The sequence below is a fragment of the Desulfoconvexum algidum genome (assembly GCF_055382125.1).
Map to the genome: position 1 here is coordinate 5,175,919 of NZ_AP042394.1, position 19,971 is coordinate 5,195,889.

General features: G+C 46.5%; 19 protein-coding genes. 11 read left to right on the top strand and 8 right to left on the bottom strand.

What is annotated here, in order from left to right; translation table 11 throughout:
• Window positions 1-169: 169 nt before the first annotated feature.
• From ACZ45G_RS23370 to ACZ45G_RS23380, 3 genes are read left to right on the top strand one after another with little or no spacing between them, the layout of a single operon-like run.
• Window positions 170-1,039 carry an alpha/beta fold hydrolase gene (locus ACZ45G_RS23370; RefSeq protein ID WP_464172922.1) on the top strand — a complete coding sequence of 290 codons (870 nt, stop codon included), beginning with the start codon at window positions 170-172 and terminating at the stop codon, window positions 1,037-1,039.
• 3 nt (window positions 1,040-1,042) lie between these two features.
• Window positions 1,043-1,585, top strand: coding sequence for a DUF2914 domain-containing protein (locus ACZ45G_RS23375; protein WP_464172923.1), 543 nt, complete (start codon window positions 1,043-1,045; stop codon window positions 1,583-1,585).
• Window positions 1,586-1,591: 6 nt separating this feature from the next.
• Window positions 1,592-3,025 carry a diadenylate cyclase gene (locus ACZ45G_RS23380; RefSeq protein ID WP_464172924.1) on the top strand — a complete coding sequence of 478 codons (1,434 nt, stop codon included), beginning with the start codon at window positions 1,592-1,594 and terminating at the stop codon, window positions 3,023-3,025.
• Between the two features lie 3 nt (window positions 3,026-3,028).
• Here ACZ45G_RS23380 and ACZ45G_RS23385 read toward each other — a convergent pair whose 3' ends face one another.
• From ACZ45G_RS23385 to ACZ45G_RS23415, 7 genes are all read right to left on the bottom strand, one after another.
• Window positions 3,029-3,778 (bottom strand): phosphorylase family protein, encoded by a 750-nt coding sequence (locus ACZ45G_RS23385; RefSeq protein ID WP_464172925.1) that lies wholly within the window; start codon window positions 3,776-3,778, stop codon window positions 3,029-3,031.
• A 4-nt stretch (window positions 3,779-3,782) separates the two neighbouring features.
• Window positions 3,783-4,241: a type II 3-dehydroquinate dehydratase gene (aroQ, locus tag ACZ45G_RS23390; RefSeq protein WP_464172926.1), complete on the bottom strand. Its 459-nt coding sequence runs from the start codon at window positions 4,239-4,241 to the stop codon at window positions 3,783-3,785.
• Between the two features lie 58 nt (window positions 4,242-4,299).
• Window positions 4,300-4,893, bottom strand: coding sequence for an indolepyruvate oxidoreductase subunit beta (locus ACZ45G_RS23395; protein WP_464172927.1), 594 nt, complete (start codon window positions 4,891-4,893; stop codon window positions 4,300-4,302).
• A 26-nt stretch (window positions 4,894-4,919) separates the two neighbouring features.
• The gene (iorA, locus tag ACZ45G_RS23400) at window positions 4,920-6,800 is read right to left on the bottom strand and encodes an indolepyruvate ferredoxin oxidoreductase subunit alpha (RefSeq protein ID WP_464172928.1); all 1,881 of its coding nucleotides are present in this window, start codon (window positions 6,798-6,800) and stop codon (window positions 4,920-4,922) included.
• 34 nt (window positions 6,801-6,834) lie between these two features.
• Window positions 6,835-7,137 carry a hypothetical protein gene (locus tag ACZ45G_RS23405; protein ID WP_464172929.1) on the bottom strand — a complete coding sequence of 101 codons (303 nt, stop codon included), beginning with the start codon at window positions 7,135-7,137 and terminating at the stop codon, window positions 6,835-6,837.
• Between the two features lie 187 nt (window positions 7,138-7,324).
• Complete coding sequence (locus tag ACZ45G_RS23410) at window positions 7,325-8,242, bottom strand: Hsp33 family molecular chaperone HslO (RefSeq protein WP_464172930.1); 918 nt, start codon at window positions 8,240-8,242, stop codon at window positions 7,325-7,327.
• Between the two features lie 174 nt (window positions 8,243-8,416).
• A complete protein-coding gene (locus ACZ45G_RS23415) occupies window positions 8,417-9,958 on the bottom strand; it encodes a YifB family Mg chelatase-like AAA ATPase (RefSeq protein WP_464172931.1) in 1,542 nt (513 codons plus the stop codon).
• A 173-nt stretch (window positions 9,959-10,131) separates the two neighbouring features.
• Here ACZ45G_RS23415 and lpxC point away from each other — a divergent pair, with 173 nt between their 5' ends.
• The 7 genes from lpxC to ACZ45G_RS23450 all read left to right on the top strand — a co-directional run bounded on the left by lpxC (window position 10,132) and on the right by ACZ45G_RS23450 (window position 17,337).
• Entirely contained in the window at window positions 10,132-11,004 is an 873-nt protein-coding gene (gene lpxC, locus ACZ45G_RS23420; protein ID WP_464172932.1) for a UDP-3-O-acyl-N-acetylglucosamine deacetylase, read from the top strand.
• Window positions 11,005-11,015: 11 nt separating this feature from the next.
• Window positions 11,016-11,600 (top strand): DUF4390 domain-containing protein, encoded by a 585-nt coding sequence (locus ACZ45G_RS23425; protein ID WP_464172933.1) that lies wholly within the window; start codon window positions 11,016-11,018, stop codon window positions 11,598-11,600.
• Window positions 11,601-11,640: 40 nt separating this feature from the next.
• Window positions 11,641-13,854 carry a sensor histidine kinase gene (locus ACZ45G_RS23430; RefSeq protein ID WP_464172934.1) on the top strand — a complete coding sequence of 738 codons (2,214 nt, stop codon included), beginning with the start codon at window positions 11,641-11,643 and terminating at the stop codon, window positions 13,852-13,854.
• Window positions 13,855-13,909: 55 nt separating this feature from the next.
• Window positions 13,910-15,262, top strand: coding sequence for a sigma-54-dependent transcriptional regulator (locus ACZ45G_RS23435; RefSeq protein ID WP_464172935.1), 1,353 nt, complete (start codon window positions 13,910-13,912; stop codon window positions 15,260-15,262).
• 62 nt (window positions 15,263-15,324) lie between these two features.
• On the top strand, window positions 15,325-15,879 hold the full coding sequence (gene rsmD / locus ACZ45G_RS23440) for a 16S rRNA (guanine(966)-N(2))-methyltransferase RsmD (RefSeq protein WP_464172936.1): 555 nt from the start codon (window positions 15,325-15,327) through the stop codon (window positions 15,877-15,879).
• A 16-nt stretch (window positions 15,880-15,895) separates the two neighbouring features.
• Window positions 15,896-16,393 (top strand): pantetheine-phosphate adenylyltransferase, encoded by a 498-nt coding sequence (gene coaD / locus ACZ45G_RS23445; protein WP_464172937.1) that lies wholly within the window; start codon window positions 15,896-15,898, stop codon window positions 16,391-16,393.
• A 53-nt stretch (window positions 16,394-16,446) separates the two neighbouring features.
• Window positions 16,447-17,337, top strand: a complete 891-nt coding sequence (locus tag ACZ45G_RS23450) for a selenium metabolism-associated LysR family transcriptional regulator (protein WP_464172938.1) — start codon at window positions 16,447-16,449, stop codon at window positions 17,335-17,337.
• A 12-nt stretch (window positions 17,338-17,349) separates the two neighbouring features.
• Here the strand turns inward: ACZ45G_RS23450 and ACZ45G_RS23455 are convergent, their stop codons facing one another.
• Entirely contained in the window at window positions 17,350-18,072 is a 723-nt protein-coding gene (locus ACZ45G_RS23455) for an enoyl-CoA hydratase/isomerase family protein (protein ID WP_464172940.1), read from the bottom strand.
• A 214-nt stretch (window positions 18,073-18,286) separates the two neighbouring features.
• Between ACZ45G_RS23455 and ACZ45G_RS23460 the strand changes: the two genes are divergently transcribed.
• Entirely contained in the window at window positions 18,287-19,963 is a 1,677-nt protein-coding gene (locus ACZ45G_RS23460) for a hydantoinase/oxoprolinase family protein (protein WP_464172941.1), read from the top strand.
• The last annotated feature ends 8 nt before the right edge of the window (window positions 19,964-19,971 follow it).

The window sequence follows — 19,971 nt, forward strand, 5'->3', positions numbered from 1 at the left end:
AGCGGCCTGCCACCTGCACCATGGCCCCATCAGGATTGACAACTATACTTGCAAGATTAGGGAATATAGGTCACCCTCTTCAATCAGATACGGTATCAGTAGGTCACGGCATCAGTAAAATACAGCCTAAGTGATATTAATAATATTTGTATATTGAGAGTCTGCCTGAATGGTTGAAAGTCATAAAAATTATCTGCCCGCTCCTGTCCTTATTCCGGGTGAAAAAAAAAGTCAAATCGCCTTGTACCGGTATGCCAATCTATCCAACAGATACCCGCCGGTTATTTTAACCCATGGGACCTTTTCCAATGCCTTGATCTGCAAAAATCTGGCAGCATTCCTCAACAGAGCCGGGTTTGACTGTTGGATTTATGAATGGACCGGCCATGGGCGAAGTGAATCCGGACAATTGTATCTTGATGCAGAAGGATTTGCCCGCCATGATGTGCCAAGGGTTATTCAAGCTGTGCTGAAAAGAACCAACAATAGGACATGCAGCTGGATCGCCCACAGCGGCGGCGGTTTTTTACCCCTCATGGTTATGGCAAGAAATCCCCTTCTCCAGGAAAAAATACAGGTTATTGCCGGCCTGGGCTCCCAAACCACAGGGGCTGGCAAAACAATAACAGGCAAACTGATCACCCGAATACTGCCTGTGATCGATACCCTGGTGGGTAAAGTTCCGGGGCCGTTATCCGGATTGGGGCCCGAAGACGAAGTGTCTGGTTTTCTATCCCAGTGGTCCCGATGGAATCGCTCGGGTAAATGGGTGGGAACAGACGGGTTTGATTATGACAAGGCCATGAAAAAGATTCGGATCCCAGCCCTTTTCATTGCCGGTGCAAAGGACAAGATTGCGCCGCCCGACGGCTGCCGAACCCTGGTCAATTCCCTGGGCAGTATCGAAAAGTCCTTTGTTTTGTGTTCAAAAGAAAACGGTTATAAGGAAGATTATACCCATCCCCGGCTCATTGCCAGTCAAAATGCAAAGCAAGAAATCTGGCCCATGATTCTTGAATTTATTCAGTCTGCGGGATGAATCATGGACCCGCTTCAAATCACTATATCACGCCTCCCAAAAACCCCGACAAAATTTCCCGTCGGGTTTAAGACTCTTTGTTGTTTTTATCTTGAAAAAAATAAAGGATGCACTATAGTGAGGGCCATGAAACAATTCTTTACCCAAAAACCCATATCCCTTTTCCTCTTTTTTATTGGTCTGGGGCTTATCTTTATAAACGGCCTTAGTGCTGAACCATCAAATGCAACTCTGGTTCAGGCGGTGATGTGTGAAGCCATTGAAAATTTTCAACCCCTTAACCCGGCAGTGGTCTTTTCAATCTCCCAGGGAGAAGTTTTTTGTTTTTCAAATTTTGATCCGGTGATTAAAAAAACCCATATTTTTCACAGATGGTATAAAAAAGATAAATTAATTTTCACCATGCGCCTCACCCTGTCACCTCCCAAATGGTCCTCCTTCAGCAGGGTGCAGCTCCGGGAAGCCGACAAGGGACCCTGGCGGGTTGAGATACACGCTGCCGATGATTCCCTGATACAAACCCTAAGATTCAGTATGGTCGATTGATTAACAATGGAAACGCTTCTCGATTTATTTTCCGGATTTCGCTGGCAGGATGGATTGGATATCCTGTTGAATACCTATATTTCATTCCGGCTCTATGTGCTTTTCAGGGGCACCAATGTGATCCGGGCTCTCCTGACCATTTGCGTCCTCTGGGCCGTCAGCCAGACCGCAGTTTCCCTTGGGCTGATCATAACAAACTGGGCAATGCAGGGTATAATTACCGTGGCAGCACTCATTGTCATCATTGTTTTCAGAAATGAAATTTCCAGCGTTCTCCAGACCAAAAGTCTGAAATCATTTTTTTGGGGGATCCCCCAACATCAATTTAATACGCCTTTAAATATTATTATTGAAAGTGTTTTTGAACTGGCCAGGAAAAAAATTGGGGCCTTGATCGTGCTGCCCTTAAAACAGGGTCTGGACAGTGTGGTGCAAGGCGGTATCCCCATACAGAGCAGGCTGTCCCAGGAAATGCTGGTGAGCATCTTCTGGCCCGGTTCCCCCTTACACGACGGTGCAGCCATCATACAGGGGGAGCGAATCACCAGTGCCGGTGTGATCCTTCCCTTGTCAAAAAGCAAGGAACTGCCCTCTTTTTTTGGGACCCGTCACAGGGCGGCATCGGGATTAACAGAGCGCACAGATGCCCTGGTCATTGTTGTCTCAGAAGAGCGGGGCGAGATCACCCTGTTCAAAGAGAATCAAACCCATACGATCCATAACCGACTGGCCCTTGGAAAATTACTCAAGGAAGATGCAGGAGACGATTCAACCTCAAAAGGCATCCGACGCCAGACAATAGAACTGGTCGCCGCAGGTTTGATATGTCTTGTCTGCTTCACGGGGATATGGCTCAGTTTTTCAAAAGGAATGGAAACCCTGGCAACACAAAAGGTTCCCGTGGAATTTATAAACCCGGATCAACGAATGGAAATCATTTCCTCTTCAGCTTCCAGTGTGAAGCTGTTGATCAGCGGGGCAAGACCCTTAATCAATGCCATCAAGCCCGAACAGATCAATATAAAACTAAACCTGTCCCAATCTGTGGTCGGCAGTAACAAGTTGACCATCACCAGAGAAAATGTCCTGCTTCCACCGGGAATACGGCTCAAAAGCATTGAGCCTTCAGAGCTGGATATCACCCTGGACACCCTGGTTGAAAAAGAACTCCCCGTCCAGCCCCAATGGAGCGGAAAATTACCCAAAGGCCTTGTCATGACGGAAGCCACAGCTAATCCCTCAACCGTTAAAATCATTGGCGGGGGGCTGGCACTAAGAGATATTGCCACCATTTTTACCGAACAGATATCGTTGGACACCCTCACTGAATCCGGAACGATCCGTGTTGCTTTGGTTCTAACGCCGGCATCCCTCAGGCTAAAAAGAAAGGACCCCTTCCAGATAAACTATCTTATTTCAAAGAAGCCTTCTTTATTTTAGGATTTATTCTAATTTGAATCCATTGGCAATGACAATCTCGCAGATTTGCCTGACCCGGTCACAGGCCAAAGGAAAATCCCAGCGATCCTTATCCCGTTCCCCCACAAAATTGGAAGCTGCCCGGATTTCGATGACGGGCACATCGTACAAGGCTGCCACATGAAAGGCAGCTGCCCCTTCCATGGCTTCCATAGCTGGGAAAAACCTATTATAAATTTTTTGGGCATGATGATGGGAGGCCGTAATGGAGGAGACCGTTATAAAATCACCCCGGGCAATGGGACCTGCTAACTCCCGGGTAAAAATTCCATGGTAAAGGTCTAACAATCCAGGGTCTGAGGGATAGATCCCCTGGCGGGTCAAGGGCTGGTTTTTGATAAGGTCAAATGGCAGACCGGCCGCTGGGGTATGGCACCCCGCCACGGCATGGATATACTGCTCCCGGGCGGCAATACCGATATCTCCAATGCGGACCCCTTCCACATCATCATCACCAAATCCGAAAGAAGCAAAGGCCCCTGCGATTCCGGTATCCAGGATAAGCGTCGGGCGAGTATGCTCCAGGTAGACGGTCAAGGCATGGGCTGTATTAAAGACCCCGGGGCCTGAAATCATACAATCAAAGGGGATATCTTCTAAAATACCCGAATACAGGGTCAGGCCCGATGGGGTTTTCCCTTTTACCAGAGGCTGCTCGCCTAAAAACCGGGCCATCTCAAACTCAGTGGCACAAAGGATTAACCCCTTTGACATGATGTCACACAGGGGGTTTAAGTAATTGATGAATGGCATTAAGGGCCATGTGATACCCGTAATGACCGAATCCGGTCAGCTGGCCCGTGACAATATCCGCCAGCATGGATTTATGGCGAAAAGGCTCGCGTTTATGGATATTGGACAAATGGACCTCCACAATGGGACAAGACAATAGGAGCAATGCATCCCGCAACGCCACAGAGGTATGGGTCAGGGCGCAGGGGTTAATAATAATGCCGGCAGGATTTTCTTCAAAAATTTCATGGATCCGGTCCAGTATCACCCCTTCATGGTTGGACTGAAAAAAAGAAATTTCCACACCCAGATCCTTTGCCGCAAGGGCAAGTTGCCGGTTGATCTCCTCCAGGCAAAGGAAGCCATATACCTCTGGCTCCCTTTTTCCCAGCATATTCAAATTCGGCCCGTTTATCACATACACCCGCGGTTTTACCTCGTTCATTTTAAGTGATCACCCTTAAATTTTGTCCTGACCATCTGCGTTGATGCGCCTTTGCCAATTAATTTGTTTTTGCCGCTTCCATCCCCAAGTCAAAAGCCTTCAGGTTCTTTTCCAGAAAGGCCGGTTTGGTCCGGCGACGGATGGCCTCAATCACGTTTTCCTTGGTAAACCCCAGGGCGCCGGTCTGGATCAGGGCACCCAAAAGAACAATATTAACACTCATGGGACTGCCGGCTTCCCTGGCAAGGGCCATGGCGTCAAGGGCAACGAGTCCTGCGGTTTTTGCCGCAAGCAGGGTCTTGATCTCCTCCACCTCAGGGTAATTCCCTTTGCCAATGCCCACGGTAAAGGGCGGCAGGGTGGCGGTGTTGGTGATCACCATGGTTTTTTTGCTGCACCGATTGATGGCGCGAAGGGTTTCGGCCGGTTCAAAACCCAGGAGAATATCTGCCTCCCCGTCTGAAATGATAGAGCTTTTGGCATCCCCGAACACAATGGCAGATTCCACCACACCGCCCCGCTGGGCCATGCCGTGAATCTCACTCATTCGTACCGGCACCCCTGAAATCAAGGCAGCTTCGCCCAGCACCTTGGAAGCCAGAAGATTGCCTTGTCCGCCAACGGCTACGATTACAAGCCTGGTTGTTTCCATATCTTTTTGGTATCCTTATTTTAGGGTTATTTTTTCAAGGGCCTGATGGCATTTTCAGGACAGATCTGGGCACAAAGGGCACATCCCACACAGGTATCGGCATCGATCTTCACCCGATCATTCTCAATATAAAAGGAAGGACAGGCAATGCCGTTAATACACTCTTTGTGGTCTGTACATTTGTCGGTTACCATAAAGGGCCTGGCCTTTTTCAGGCCTATGCTCTTGGCAAACAGGATACAGGGCTCCTGGGAAATAATAACGGAAACCCCTTTAAATGCAAGAGCCTCCTTGATGAGATCGATACTTTTTTGAACCTTAAAGGGTTTAATAATGGAGACATGCTCCACCCCTAAAGCCCGGACCAGCTTCTCAATATTCACCCGGCCAAAGGTGTCCATACCGAACCGCTCCATATCAACACCTGGATGGGGCTGGTGGCCCGTCATGGCCGTGATGTCATTTTCAAGGATGACCAGGGTGAAATTATGCCGGTTGAAAACCGCGTTCACAAGACCTGTGATACCGGAATGGAAAAAGGTGGAATCCCCGATAAATGAGACCACTTTCTGGTCGGTTGCCTTGCTGAATCCGCAGGAGGTACTGACCGAAGATCCCATGCAGATGACAAAATCACCCATGCTCAAAGGAGGCATAAACCCCAGGGTATAGCAACCGATATCCGTGGGACAGATGACATCCATGTCCTTGGCCGCCTGTTTCACTTCATAGAAGGTGGCCCTGTGGGAACAGCCCGAACAAAGATTGGGCGGACGCATGGCAATTTCAGGAATATCGGCCGTATCCATCTTTGTTGCCGGGGTATAGGCAATGTCGAAATAGGTGGCAATTTTTTCCCGGACCATGGCCGGATCATACTCGGAAAGGCGGGAGAAAAGGTCCTTGGATTTGCCCCCTTTGGATTTGCCCCCTCTATCTTTACCATTGATGGGAATAACAATAGAAGCTTCCTGGCCAAAGGCTTTGACCGCTTCTTCCATAAAGGGTTCCCCCTCTTCAATGACCAATACCTTGTCACACTCGCCCAGGAATTTTTTTATCATTTGTTCAGGCAAAGGATTGGTAAATCCCAGTCTTAAAATCTGGACCCTGTCTTCAATGCCCAGATCTTTCACCGCATCCTCGGCATAATGAAAACTCACCCCATTGGTAATAATACCAAATTTACCGCTGCCCTGGACAAAATTGAAGGAGGAAGACTCGGCTATCCCAGTAGCTTTTTCAAGTTTTTCCAGAAGTTTGGCATGGAGACCACGGGAGACGGCCGGAACCGTGACACACCGATGGGGATCCCGGATAAATTTACCCTGGGTGGCCGGTTTTTGAATATCCCCAAGGGTCACAAACGCATTGGAATGGTTGATCCGTGTGGTGGTCCTCAACAACACGGGCTGACCCAAGGATTCTGACAGTTCAAAGGCACCCTTAATCATCTCCTTGGCTTCTGCCACCGAAGAAGGTTCCAGCATGGGCATGCCGCCGAACTTAGCATAATACCGATTGTCCTGTTCATTCTGACTGGAAAACATGGCCGGATCATCTGCACTTAAAATAACCATGCCGCCGGTAACCCCCACATAAGCCAGGGTCATCAAGGGATCAGCCGCCACATTCAGCCCCACGTGCTTCATCATGCAAAAGGTTCGAAGACCTGAATTAGCCGCAGCAGCGGCAACTTCCAGGGCCACCTTCTCATTGGTGCTGTACTCAAAATAGAGATCGGATTCCTGGGACATCTGAAACAGATTCAAAGAGATTTCAGAAGAGGGGGTACCCGGATAGGTGGTGGCAAATGCCACACCAGCTTCAACAGCACCCCTTGCGATGGCTTCGTTCCCCAGGAGCATGATTTTCTCACCCGGGCTGTCATTTAATAGTTTATGCATTTGTTCTCCTTGGTTTGAGACGTTTTACATTAGACTAGGCGTACAATTTTTCTGCATTTTCAAGGGAAGACGCATACCCTGAAAATCCCTCCACATCTTCACAGGAGTTAATGGAACTGGAAGCAAAAAATCCTTCCACCATGGTTTTTTCTCCATGGCGGATCAGCCCCATGAACAGCACAGAAACAAGACTGATATCGTCCTTCCCTGTTTCGACCGCAAAATCAGGAGGGTTTTTTGTCTTGTAAACCGCATAGAGATTATTTTGAACGGGCATCAGCTGAACAATCTCAGGGTGATGATGATGGTGGGAATGCTCATTACAACTATTACACATAATTTTTGCCTTTTTTATGGATTAACGACTATTTTATACTTAGCTTTATTATAGCCATCTTATGGCTATACTTCCCTACCGATATTTATAATATATTTATATTTTTTTGCAAGGAAAACTCTTGTTTTTTACAGTTTTTCTTTTTTTAATCCCCTGGAGTCCATCTCTTATAGCATGAACATGGGGTTTAAAAAGAGGAAATATCATCCTTGGAAAACTGGTACACGGAATTGCAATGATGGCACCTGGTCTCCAGAGGGAAGGGCCCATTTTCCATGATCTCATCCCTGTCATGGGCGGGCAGGTTTTTAAGATAATCTGCCATTCTTTTCCTAGTGCACCGGCAGAAAAACTCCACCCGGGAACTATCCAGAAAGCGAGGAGAGAGGCTTGAAAATTCTTTTTCAATCAAGCCTTCAGGTGACGCCCCCTTTGCAAAGGCTTCGCCCAAAGAATGGATCTGCTGGATCCTTTTTTCCGCTTCAATGACCTGTTCGGGCAAGGCCCCCGGCATGGCCTGGAGAAAGATACCGCCTGCGCCTTCCACCTCTTCCTTTCCATTGAACGCCACACTTAGCTTGAATCCGGTCGGGATCTGCTCCGACCTTAAAAAATAAGCGGCCAAATCCTCGGCAATGCTCCCGTGCTCCAAGGCGATCTGTCCTGAATAGGGGGTTTTGGCATCCTCAAGATATTTGGTTACCGTTAAAAATCCGGCGCCAAACAAGGCGGATAAAGATTTAATCTGCCCAGGGTCTTCCACCCGAATTTCCCTATTTTTCAGAGAGCCTCTGACCTCGCCAAAGGTATTGGCTTCCACATCCAGCCCCTGGACAGGTCCTGAACACCGGATATTGAAGCTGACCCTGTCCTTGCCCTTAAGGCTCGAACACATGAGCGCCACCGCAATATACGCCTGGCCCAGCACCAAAGTCTCCAAAGGCCCAAGTTCGTGGTTAGCCCGCATTTCATTGACCATCCGGGTGGTGTGGACCACAGCTCCTTTTATCATGCCATCGGCCATGACAAACCGATAGATACGGTCCTTGGCAGCGGCTTTAAATTGTGCTTTTACATCCTTGTTAAAAATATCTTTTTTTATCATATCTCTTTCTTCGCAGTATTTTTTATTAAAAAAATTATGGGGTTATCCTGCTGTTAACAGGGGGCTCCTAATAGAGGGCAACTTCTATTATAAGTGTTTGTAACAGATTGTAAACCAGTACCATTTTAAACCGCCTGTTTTTAGACCACCCAGGCCAATTTTACCCGCTCAATTTCAAAAAGCCGATGCATCACTTCTGCCATAACTTTTATATTGAATTGCTTCCAGAACATGCCGGCGGCTAATTTTCTTTTCACAGGCAAGATCTGCAATGGTTCTGGCAACCTTTAGGATACTGTTAAATGTTCTGGCAGAAAATCCAAGTCGGTCCATGGCCTGATGAAGAACAGATTGGGCATCCTTTTCAAGAACACAGGTCTCGTTCACAAGGCCCGATCCCATCCTGGCATTGCACAAAACCCCCTGGTTTTCAAACCGGCCGATCTGAATTTTTCGTGCCGCATCCACCCGGATACGAATATCAGCCGAAGACTCACCCGGTGTATTGTTTGCCAGATCATCATAGGACACCTGGGGAACCTCGATTTGAATGTCAATGCGATCCAAAAGAGGGCCGGATATTTTAGAACGGTACCGCTGGATCATAGGCTTGGCACAGGTACATTCCTGCAATGGATTCCCAAAATTGCCGCAGGGACAAGGATTCATGGCAGCCACCAGCATGAAAACACAAGGGTATGTCGCCTTTACCCCGGCCCTTGCAATGCTGACCTGCCCATCTTCCAGGGGCTGGCGCAATACTTCCAACACATTTTTCTTAAATTCCGGCAATTCATCCAGGAAAAGGACCCCATGATGGGCCAGGCTGATTTCTCCCGGAGTAGGCCTGGAACCTCCTCCCACCATGCCTGCATCTGAAATGGTATGGTGGGGAGATCGAAAAGGACGTGCTCCAAACATTTCAAAATTTTTCCCCACAAGTCCCATTACCGAATAAATCCGGGCGATTTCCATGGACTCCTCAAAAACCGGCAACGGTAAAATACCGGCCAGTCTCTTGGCCAGCATACTCTTCCCGGATCCCGGGGGGCCTGTCATCAGTACATGGTGAAAACCGGCTGCTGCAATCTCCAGAGCTCTTTTAACATGGGCCTGGCCCCTGACATCGGCAAAATCTTTCAGGCGGGACACATCAGATGGCCGGGCAAATTGCTTTGGATCCACTTGATGGGGGGCAATTTGTAAAAAGCCTGAAAAAAAGTCTACCACCTGGGCCAGGTGACTGACGGCAATCACCTCTATATCGCTTACCATGGCAGCTTCATCGGCATTTTCACTTGGGACAATGATCCCTCTAAAACCAGCATCCCGGGCAGCCAGGGCATAGGGCAAAGCCCCTTTTACAGGCTTTACCCTTCCATCCAGAGAAAGTTCCCCGGAAATCAGCCAGGCCAGGGGCGTCTCCTTTGGAATCAGGCCAGATGCCGCAAGTATCCCCAACGCCACGGGAAGGTCCAGTCCGGTGCCCTCCTTTTTGACGTCTGCCGGTGCCAGATTAATCACCACCCGATCCATGGGAAAGGTATATCCGGAATTATTGATGGCAGTGCGCACCCGTTCCTTGCTTTCCCGGACAGCTATTTCAGCCAGTCCCACCATATTAAAAACCGGCAGGCCAAAGGAGATATCCACTTCCACCTCCACCACCATGGCGTCTATACCACAAACCGCACATGAATTTACGCGTGCAATCACATCCACCCCCGGAAAACCGGATTAAGAACCCGGTTAAACTTTACAATATAAATATTACTTATATCTATCAAAATTTTAGGATTAACCAAAGAATTTTCTCATTTGCTTTGTGGTTTAAAAACGGCTATATTTACTCAAAATATTAAAAAAACTTCTAAAATCAACGAAGGAATATGGAAAAATATTACAAACAAATCACACTGGCCCAAAATGTAGCCCTGTCCGGCACAGGGGTTCATTCGGGCAAACGAACCAATATTACCATCAAACCGGCCAGGGAAAATCATGGCATCAAATTTCGACGGGTAGACCTGCCCGGCACCCAGGACATTCAGGCCCTTTTCAAACTGGTGGTGGATACCAGCCTGGCAACGGTTCTGGGAACCAATGGTGCCATCGTCTCCACCATTGAACACCTCATGGCCAGTTTTGCCGGCCTTGACATCGATAATGCTCTGGTGGAAGTTGATGATTATGAAATGCCCATCATGGACGGCAGTGCTATGGATTTCACAAGGGCCTTGACAGCCGCCGGAACCATTGAGCAAGATGCCCCCAAACACTTTATCATTGTCAAACGACCCATTCAGGTTCAAGACCAGGACAAATCGGTAATGGTTCTGCCGGAACCCTGTTTTAAAATAACTTGCTCCATTGACTTTGACCACCCCTTGATCGGCAAACAAAAGATCACCTATGACCGGGCAAAGAATAATTTTGAGCAAGAGATCAGCCGCGCCAGGACATTTGGATTTATCAAGGACCTTGAGCTTTTAAGAAAATTTTCCCTTGGAAAAGGAGGAAGCCTTGACAATGCCATCGTTATTGATAAAGATAAAATTTTAAATGAAGAAGGGTTGCGCTATCCCGATGAATTTGTCCGGCACAAACTGCTGGATAGCCTGGGAGATTTTTCCCTTCTGGGCATGCCCATCCAGGGACATATTATTACCCATAAGTCCGGGCATACCCTGAATCATTTGTTCATTAAAACCTTTCTTGAAAATAAAGATTGCTGGGAAACTGGACCCGCAAGGATGGAATAGGCAAATTGACCATGAAATTTTTGATGCAGTCTAAACGATATCTTCTCCCCTTTATTTTTAGTATTTGGGTCACGCTTCTTATCCCCATGAGCACCTTTGCCGACAACACTGCCAGCCTTGTCAATATAAAGCTTGCCAACACACGCGATGACCTTTTGACGTATTTTGAAGTACAAGACGCATTTACCGATAAAATCAACCAGGCCGTTCAAAATGGTGTTCCCACAACCTTTTCCTTTTATGTTTCCCTTTATAAAACAGGCAACACCTTTTTTGATAAAGAAATTGCCGATGTCCAGATAAAATCCACGGTTAAATACAATTCCCTGAAAGAAGAATTTTCTATTTCTCGACCCTGGAAAGATGAAAAACCCGTTGTAACCAAATCATTTGAAGAGGCGAAATCCTGGATGACCGAAGTGGACAACCTCAGGGTGATTCCATTAAAGGACTTAATCAAGGGAAATAAATACCAGATCCGGATTAAAGCGGAGCTGGACAAGGTAACCCTGCCCTTATCCCTCCACTATGTTTTATTTTTTGTATCCTTTTGGGATTTTGAAACAGATTGGTATGTGATAAACTTTACATATTAACTGCAACCTTGTAACAAGACCCTGCCAAACCATCAAGTTTATGATTGAGAAACAAGAAAACTCAGAACAAAGGCGCTCCAGAAGAAAACGGGAAGGACTTCTGATTCTGACCATCCTGCTCATTGTCGGTGCCCTTACCATCGTCGAAACAAGGATCACCCCCTTTGGAACGGATTTTTCTTTGTCCAGCACCGTGCTGATGTTTATCCTGATCAATATCAACCTGCTCCTGTTGTTAAGTCTGTTTTTGCTGGTATTTAGAAACCTGGCAAAGTTATATTACGAAAAAAAGAACAATATTCTGGGCTCCAAATTAAAAACGCGGCTGGTAACCGCCTTTATCTTTCTGGCCCTGCTTCCCACCACCGTACTTTTCTTTTTTTCCATACAATTTATTTCAACCTCCATTGCCTTCTGGTTTAATGCCCCGGTGGAACAGACCCTGAACAGCTCGCTTACCGTCGGCCAAAAATTATATGAATACATTGAAGCCCAAAATGAATTTTCTGCCAAAAGAGCCGCCTTTCAGATTGACTCAAGAAAATTGCTGCAACCCGAAAACCGAAAAAAACTGACCCGCTATGCCCAGGTGGTCCAGCGGGCCTTCAACCGCCACGGGATCGAAGTTTATACCCCGGATGCCAAACGGGTCTGCCTCTCCTTGGCCAATGAATTAGAACCCCTTTACTTTGGTTTATTGACCACCACCGACCTGACCAAAATTCCTAGCGCCAAGGTCAGTAACACCATTTACCAAACCATTGAAGAAGGAGAATTTTTACGGACCATCTCCACCATTCCCTTTGGCGTTGAACCGTCAAAGGCCGAAGGGTTTATCGTTGTCACCACCCTGGTATCTGCTGACCTATCGGAAAACCTCAGGGCGATACTCAAAGGGGTTGAAGAGTACCAGCAACTCAAGCTGACCAAAAGACCCGCCCAGATCTCCTATTATATTGCCCTTTCCATTGTGGCACTCCTGGTGATCTTCTGCGCCATCTGGTTTGGATTTCAGATGGCCAAATCCATTACCATTCCCATTATGAAATTTGCAGAGGGGACCCAGCGAATTGCAGATGGAGACCTCGGCTACCAGATTGACTTTCAAACCGATGATGAGCTGGGAACCCTAATCAAATCCTTTAACTCCATGACCCGGCAGCTGGCCGCAGGCAGGAAACAGATTGCCCTGACAGGAGAGATGCTCAAAAAACAGAACACAGAGCTGGAAAAAAGCCGACAATATATTGAAGTTGTCCTCAAACACATTTCCGCAGGCGTTGTTTCCATTGATAACCAAGGCATCATCACCACCATTAACAAAGCCGCAGAATCCATGCTGGGCATTAATAGTCTGGACATTCTGGACAAGAACTTTCGACAGGTGCTCAGGGGAGATTACCTGCAGATGGCCAATAAAATATATGAACAGGCTGTCCAGGGCCTCAAGAATGCTCAAATCCCCATTTCCACCAGTATCTCCGGAGCACCCAAACATTTCTCCCTCCATTACAGCACCTTAAAAGATGATACCGACCATACCATGGGAGCGGTTCTTGTGTTTGATGATGTCACGGAACTTGAAAAGGCCCAGCGCATGGTGGCATGGCGGGAAGTGGCCAGGCGGATTGCCCACGAGGTAAAAAATCCCCTCACTCCCATAAAATTATCTGCCCAGCGGCTGAAGCGAAAATATGGAAAACAAATCAATGACGAGATCTTTAATGGATGTGCCGATACTATTGTGGAACATGTGGATCTTATCCGAAATCTGGTAAATCAGTTTTCCACCTTTGCCAAATTCCCGGACACCAATTTCTCCAAGGACAGAATCGAAAATGTCATTTTAGAAACTATTGTATTATACCGGGAAGGACTTGAACGGGTGGATATTCAGTCAAATTTTGGTGAGGATATCCCCTTTTTGAAACTGGATCATCAACAGATGAAACAGGCCTTTATCAACCTGATTGACAATGCGGTATACGCCGTGAATAAAGAGGGAATCATTGTCATTGACGTTTCCTATGACCCCATCTTAAAAATTGTCAGAATTGAAATAGCAGACAATGGCAAAGGGATTTCCGACAAAGAGAAAACAAAATTATTTGAGCCCTATTTTTCCACAAAAAAATCAGGCATGGGACTGGGCCTTGCCATTGTGAATTCGATTATTTCGAACCACAACGGAGTGATCCGGGTCCAGGACAACCCGCCTCGGGGCGCAAAATTTATCATTGAGCTTCCGGCATGATCACACCGACCATGACAGGAAGTAAACCTTATTTACCAGGAAAGGAATTTATATTATGTACCCGGCAGTTTTAATTGTTGATGATGAATCGACCATCATAGACTCCCTTGAGGGAATCCTTTCAGATGACGGCTTCGAGGTGATGCATGCCTATAACGGGTATGAGGCCCTCAAAAAAATAGAGGCCGAATCTCCGGACATTGTGTTGCTGGACATCTGGATGCCCGGAATGGACGGCATTGATACCCTAAAGGAGATTAAAAAGATGTCACCCAATCTCCCGGTGGTCATGATCACAGGACACGGCTCCATTGAATCGGCTGTGGATGCCACAAAATCAGGCGCTTTTGATTTCCTGGAAAAGCCCTTGTCCATTGACAAGATCATGGTAACCATCAACAACGCATTAAATTTTCGGAAATTGGAAGAAGAAAATAGATATCTGCGTAAAAAAGCCATAGAAAAAAATTCCATTACCGGTACAAGTATCGCAGTTCAAAAACTTTACGGTGAGATAATGGCGGCCTCTCCTTCGGATGCCTCCATTCTCATAACCGGAGAAAACGGAACGGGCAAGGAAATGGTGGCCAGAACCATCCAGCAATTCAGCACCCGGCCGGAAGAACCCTTTATCATTATCAATTGTGCTGCCATTCCTGAAAAAAATATTGACAGTGAATTGTTTGGCCATGAAAAAGGCTCTTTTGATCAAGCCACCTCCAAAAACAAGGGCAAATTTGAAATGGCCTCGGGGGGCACTCTTTTTTTAGATGAGATCGGGGATATGAACATCAATACCCAGGCCAAAATTCTGCGGGCCCTTGAATCAAAGACATTCCAGCGTATCGGTGGGGGGCGCACCCTTCACATGGATGTCCGGCTCATTGCCTCCACCAACAAAAACCTTGAACAAGAGATTGAAAAGGGCAATTTCAGACAGGACCTTTTTTTCCGCCTCAATGTTATCCCCATCCACGTGCCCCCCCTGCGGGAAAGAAAAGGGGACGTTCCATTGCTTGTGGATACCTTCTTTGACAAGATGGCCCAGCAGTCTTCTGACCCCAAAAAAACCCTTTCTCCAAAAGCCCTTGAACTGCTGGACCAATACCATTGGCAGGGCAATGTCAGAGAGTTAAAAAACCTGGTAGAACGTCTGTACATAATGGTGAAAGGGGATATAATCGGTATGGAAGACATCCCCCAGCCCTATAACCCGGAATTCACATCGGAAAAATCCATTGAATCCATACCGCTGTTCAACATGGACAATCTGGAACTTGCCAGAAAAAGATTTGAACAACAATTTATTTGCAAAAAAGTGGACCAGGACAAGGGTGACCTCAAGGCAACCGCCCGAAGAATCGGCACCAGTGTCCATTACATAAAAAAAAGGATCTCATCCCTTTAGGCGTGGTGTAAAAAAACAATATGGAAATTACCAGATGAGAATTACCAAGTGAGAATTACCAAATGAGAATTATTGGGGGAAACTTCAAGGGACGAAAATTGATTGCCCTTTCGGGTGATGACATCAGGCCGACGTCGGACCGGGTCAGGGAGGCTGTTTTTAACATATTAGAACCTTGGATAAGGGGTGCCAGGGTTCTGGATCTTTATGCCGGCACCGGTGCCTTGGGGCTTGAGTCCCTGAGCCGGGGAGCAAAGGATGCGGTGTTTATAGATGCAGCTCTGTCTTCCTGCGAGATTATCAAAAAAAACATTGCTCTGTGCAAAATGGCCGAAGAAACCACCCTTATTCACCATGATATTATTAGCTCCTTTCCCCAAAGTCTTAGAACAGACCCCTTTGATCTGATTTTTATGGATCCGCCCTATGGAAAGGGATATGTTGAGACAACACTTGAAAAATCTGATTTTATAGACCTTCTGGCACCCAAGGGCATCGTTATTGTGGAGCAGTCATTTAAAGAATCTCTTGCCGAACCCATTAACGGGCTTGACATTTACCGTCAAAAAAAATACTCAAAGACTCGTATTTCTTTTTTAAGAAAACCTAAGTTGTAAAAAGGATCTGGCAACAATGAGTAAAAAAAAAATTGCAATTTATCCAGGCTCGTTTGACCCCCTGACCAACGGCCATGTGGACGTAATAGAAAGAGCCCTTGAAATCTTTGATGAAGTCATTGTGGCGGTTCTTCACAACCCATCTAAAAAATCATTGTTTTCCTCCGCAGAACGGGTGGAAATGATCAAACAAAGCATGAACGGGCTTACACCTGTCCAGGTAGATACCTTTGACGGTCTCCTGGTGGAGTATGCCCGGATAAAAAAAGCCACGGCCGTCATCCGGGGCATGCGGGCCATCTCTGATTTTGAAAACGAATTCCAAATGGCCTTGATGAACCGGAAATTAAACAAGGATATTCAGTCGGTATTCCTCATGACAGGTCTGCGGTGGATATTCACCAGTTCCTCCATCATAAAAGAAGCCGCCCAATTTGGCGGAGATATTTCAGACATGGTGCCGGAACCGGTCCAGCTCAAACTTATGGAAAAATTTCCCAAATTGAACAACTGATCCTGCAAAATTTTTTACGGGGTGGAAAGAGCGACAAACAACAAGGACAAAATATGGATCTATGGCAGCTTCACATCTTTGTATCAGTGGTTGACAAAAAAAGTTTTTCAAAGGCATCCGAGGCCATAAATCTTTCCCAACCGACGGTATCCACCCATATCAAGGAACTGGAAGATCACTTCCAATGCAGGCTTTTGGACCGGCTTGGCAAAACCACAGAACCCACAAGGGCCGGCTTGATTCTCTATGATCACGCCAAAAAAGTTCTATCGCTAAGGGATCTTACCGAATCTGCCATGCTTGATTTCCTTGGGTTTACAAAAGGAAACTTAAAGATCGGCGGCAGCACCATTCCGGCCGGTTATCTCATCCCTAAACTCATGGGTGAATTTACCCAAAAATTTCCCGATGTTACCATGGCCCTGTCTGCCGGGGATACCATGCAGATCATTGATGCCATTAAACAAGGCAAGATTGAACTTGGGGTGGTGGGGGCCTTAAAAGAGGACCCGGCCATCTGCCAGGAGAAGCTTACGGCCGATGAGATGCGACTGATTGTACCAATAGGACATAAGTGGGCAGGTCAAAAATCCATTGAATGCTCAAAATTATTTTCCGAGCCCTTTATTGCCAGGGAAAAAGGTTCCGGGACCTGGCAATCCATCCTCAATAGCATGGACAAGGCCGGTTTTAATTCCCAGAATCTTAAATCCCGGGTCACCATGGGAAATTCAGTGTCTGTTATCCAGGGGATACTGAACCGAGTGGGAATTTCAATTCTCTCCACCATTGCAGTGGCCAATGAAATTGAAACCGGCCGGCTCCATGCCCTTTCGGTTAAGGGTCTGGATCTTAATCGGTATTTTTATCTGACCCTGCCCAAAAAAAGGACCCAGTCCCCTATTTGCAAAAAGTTCATAGAGTTTGCAAAAAAAACTCTATGAACTTAATTAGCGCTATTCTTGAACAAACAGATCCAGGGCATCAATGAAAACAGGATCCTGGGTGTCAATGGTATGGACAAGATCTTTGTGTATCCGCTTTTTTAATTCTCCAAAAATCCCTCTTTTTTTCATGAAGCCAGCCGCAAAGGACATGGCTTCTGTCATCAACTCTTCCTGATTATCACAGGCCTTGACAATGACATTGCTTGCCGCAAGGGCTTCTGCTGTCATTCTTTTTCCCGAAAGAAGCATCTCATTGAACTGATATTCCGGAATGGATTTTCTCACAAAGGCAATCATCCCGGGGAGAAAAGGAATACTGACATCCACCTCTGGAAAACAAAAAAAGCCTTTATCTTTCCGCATGAATCTAAAATCACAGGCACAGGCCAGTATGGCGCCGTTTCCGAATGCATGTCCATTAATGGCCGCTATCACAGGGATTGGCATCAAAAGGATCCGCTTAAAGATACCATTCATTCCATACATAAAAGATTTAATCGTTTCAAAATCCTGGGCCTGCATTTTCTGCCCCATCCATTCTATATCGATCCCTTGAGAAAAGTTTTTTTCATCGGAGGATGTCAGGATGACCGACGATAGACTCGTATCTTCCAGTATTTCATCAAAACAGCCGTTCATTTGTTTTGCAAATTCTTGATTTTGTCGATTGGCGCCGTTACACATGGTGACCACGGCAACGTTCCCCTCTTTTTTCCATTCAATGACTGCCATAAAAGACTCCAAAATAAGATAAATTTATTCAAAAAAACAATGTTATTAACACATAAACCAAATTAGGGTAAATTTCAAGTTTGAAACACCTTATGGATCTTTAAATACCCCTAAAAACTTCATTGACAACCCTTGTTTTTTCTGACAAGCTTCCTAGGTATTGCTGATCCCAAAAATATCAGTTGATGACAATCCAAATGAACAGGAACCGGCCATGATAATAGGATTAGATGTTGGCGGTACGTATACAGATGTTGTTCTCCTAAGTAGCAAGGGGATTGAAAAAAAAGTTAAGGTACTGACTGACCCCAGCAACCTTTTCGAAAGTGTACTCTCAGGGTTTACACAGATTCTGGGCACCACAGATCCTGGTGAAATAAAACGGGTGGTAATTTCAACAACCCTTACAACCAATGCCCTTGTCCAGCAGGAGATAGGCCCCATTGTTGGTATGATTGTCTCAGCAGGACCCGGCATCAATCCTAAATTTTTCAGCACCGGAGAACAGTATTACGCCGTCTCAGGATCCATAAACCATCGGGGAAGGGAAAAAGCCCCGATAAATAAAATGGAAATTGAAGATGTTGCCAAACAATTAAAAAAAGCCGGGGTAAAATATGTAGGCGTGGTCAGTAAATTTAGTGTCCGAAACCCCTCCCACGAAATTTTAATCAAGCGGATACTCAATCGAGATTTTAAAAAGATTTTCCTGGGCCACCATGTATCGGGAAATTTAAATTTTCCTCGCAGAATTGCCACCACCCATTTAAATGCAGCTGTCTTTGACCTGCACAAATCCTTTTTTGAAGCCGTCAAACGCTCCCTTGCGGAAAAGGGATTGACCATTCCCATCCAGATTCTCAAAGCAGACGGCGGCACCATGTCCCTTGAATCTTCCATGGATTTCCCCGGTCAGACGGTTTTGTCCGGTCCTGCCGCCAGCATCATGGGTGCTATCCCCTATGCCCCGGCCAACCAGGACGCCATTGTTCTGGACATTGGCGGTACCACAACGGATATCGCCTTTCTGGTGGATAAAGCCCCTTTGCTGGAACCCTTGGGAATCCAAAGAGGACGATATAAAAGCCTGATTCGATCCCTTCGAACCGATTCAAAGGGGATTGGCGGAGACAGTGCTCTTAGGGTCGCTCAGGGAGAGTTGTCAATTGGTCCGGACAGACAGGGACCTGCCATGGCCTTTGGTGGACCTGTCCCCACCCCCACAGACGCCTTGGTGGTGTTGGGGTTTATGGATAAAGGGGACCCGGAAAAAGCCAAAGAGGGCATCCATACCATTGCCGGGCAATTGAACCTCGCCGATATCGATGCCGCAGAGTATATCTTCAAGCGTTGCTGCAATATTATTTTGAAAAAAACCTTTGAAATGATCGATGAACTCAATTCCCAGCCCGTGTATACGGTCCATGATTTTCTGGAAGGGTACAAACTGAGTCCCCGGCAAATTCTCATGATGGGAGGACCGGCAAAATTCTTTGCCGAGAAAATAGAAGCACTCTACCAGATTAAAACCATTGCAGTCCCAGAATCAGAGGTTGCCAATGCCATTGGCGCAGCCCTTGCCAGAACCACCTGCGAAGTTTCCCTGATTGCCGATACAGAGCAGGGAATAGTAACGGCCCATGAAGAAGATTTTGCCGAACCCATTTCCAAAACCTATTCAGAAGATGACCTGATTGAAACCGCCTATACCCTGCTCAAGGAAAAAGCCCTGAACTCAGGAGCGGACCCGGAGAACATGGAAGAGGTGGAAGTGGTGGAATTTCAAAAATTTAATATTGTCCGAAATTTTTCACCCAGGGGAAAGATATACAGAGCAAAAATTCAGCTTAAACCGGGCCTGATCAAAGGCTTTGAAACGATTTTGCACTAGAATTATGA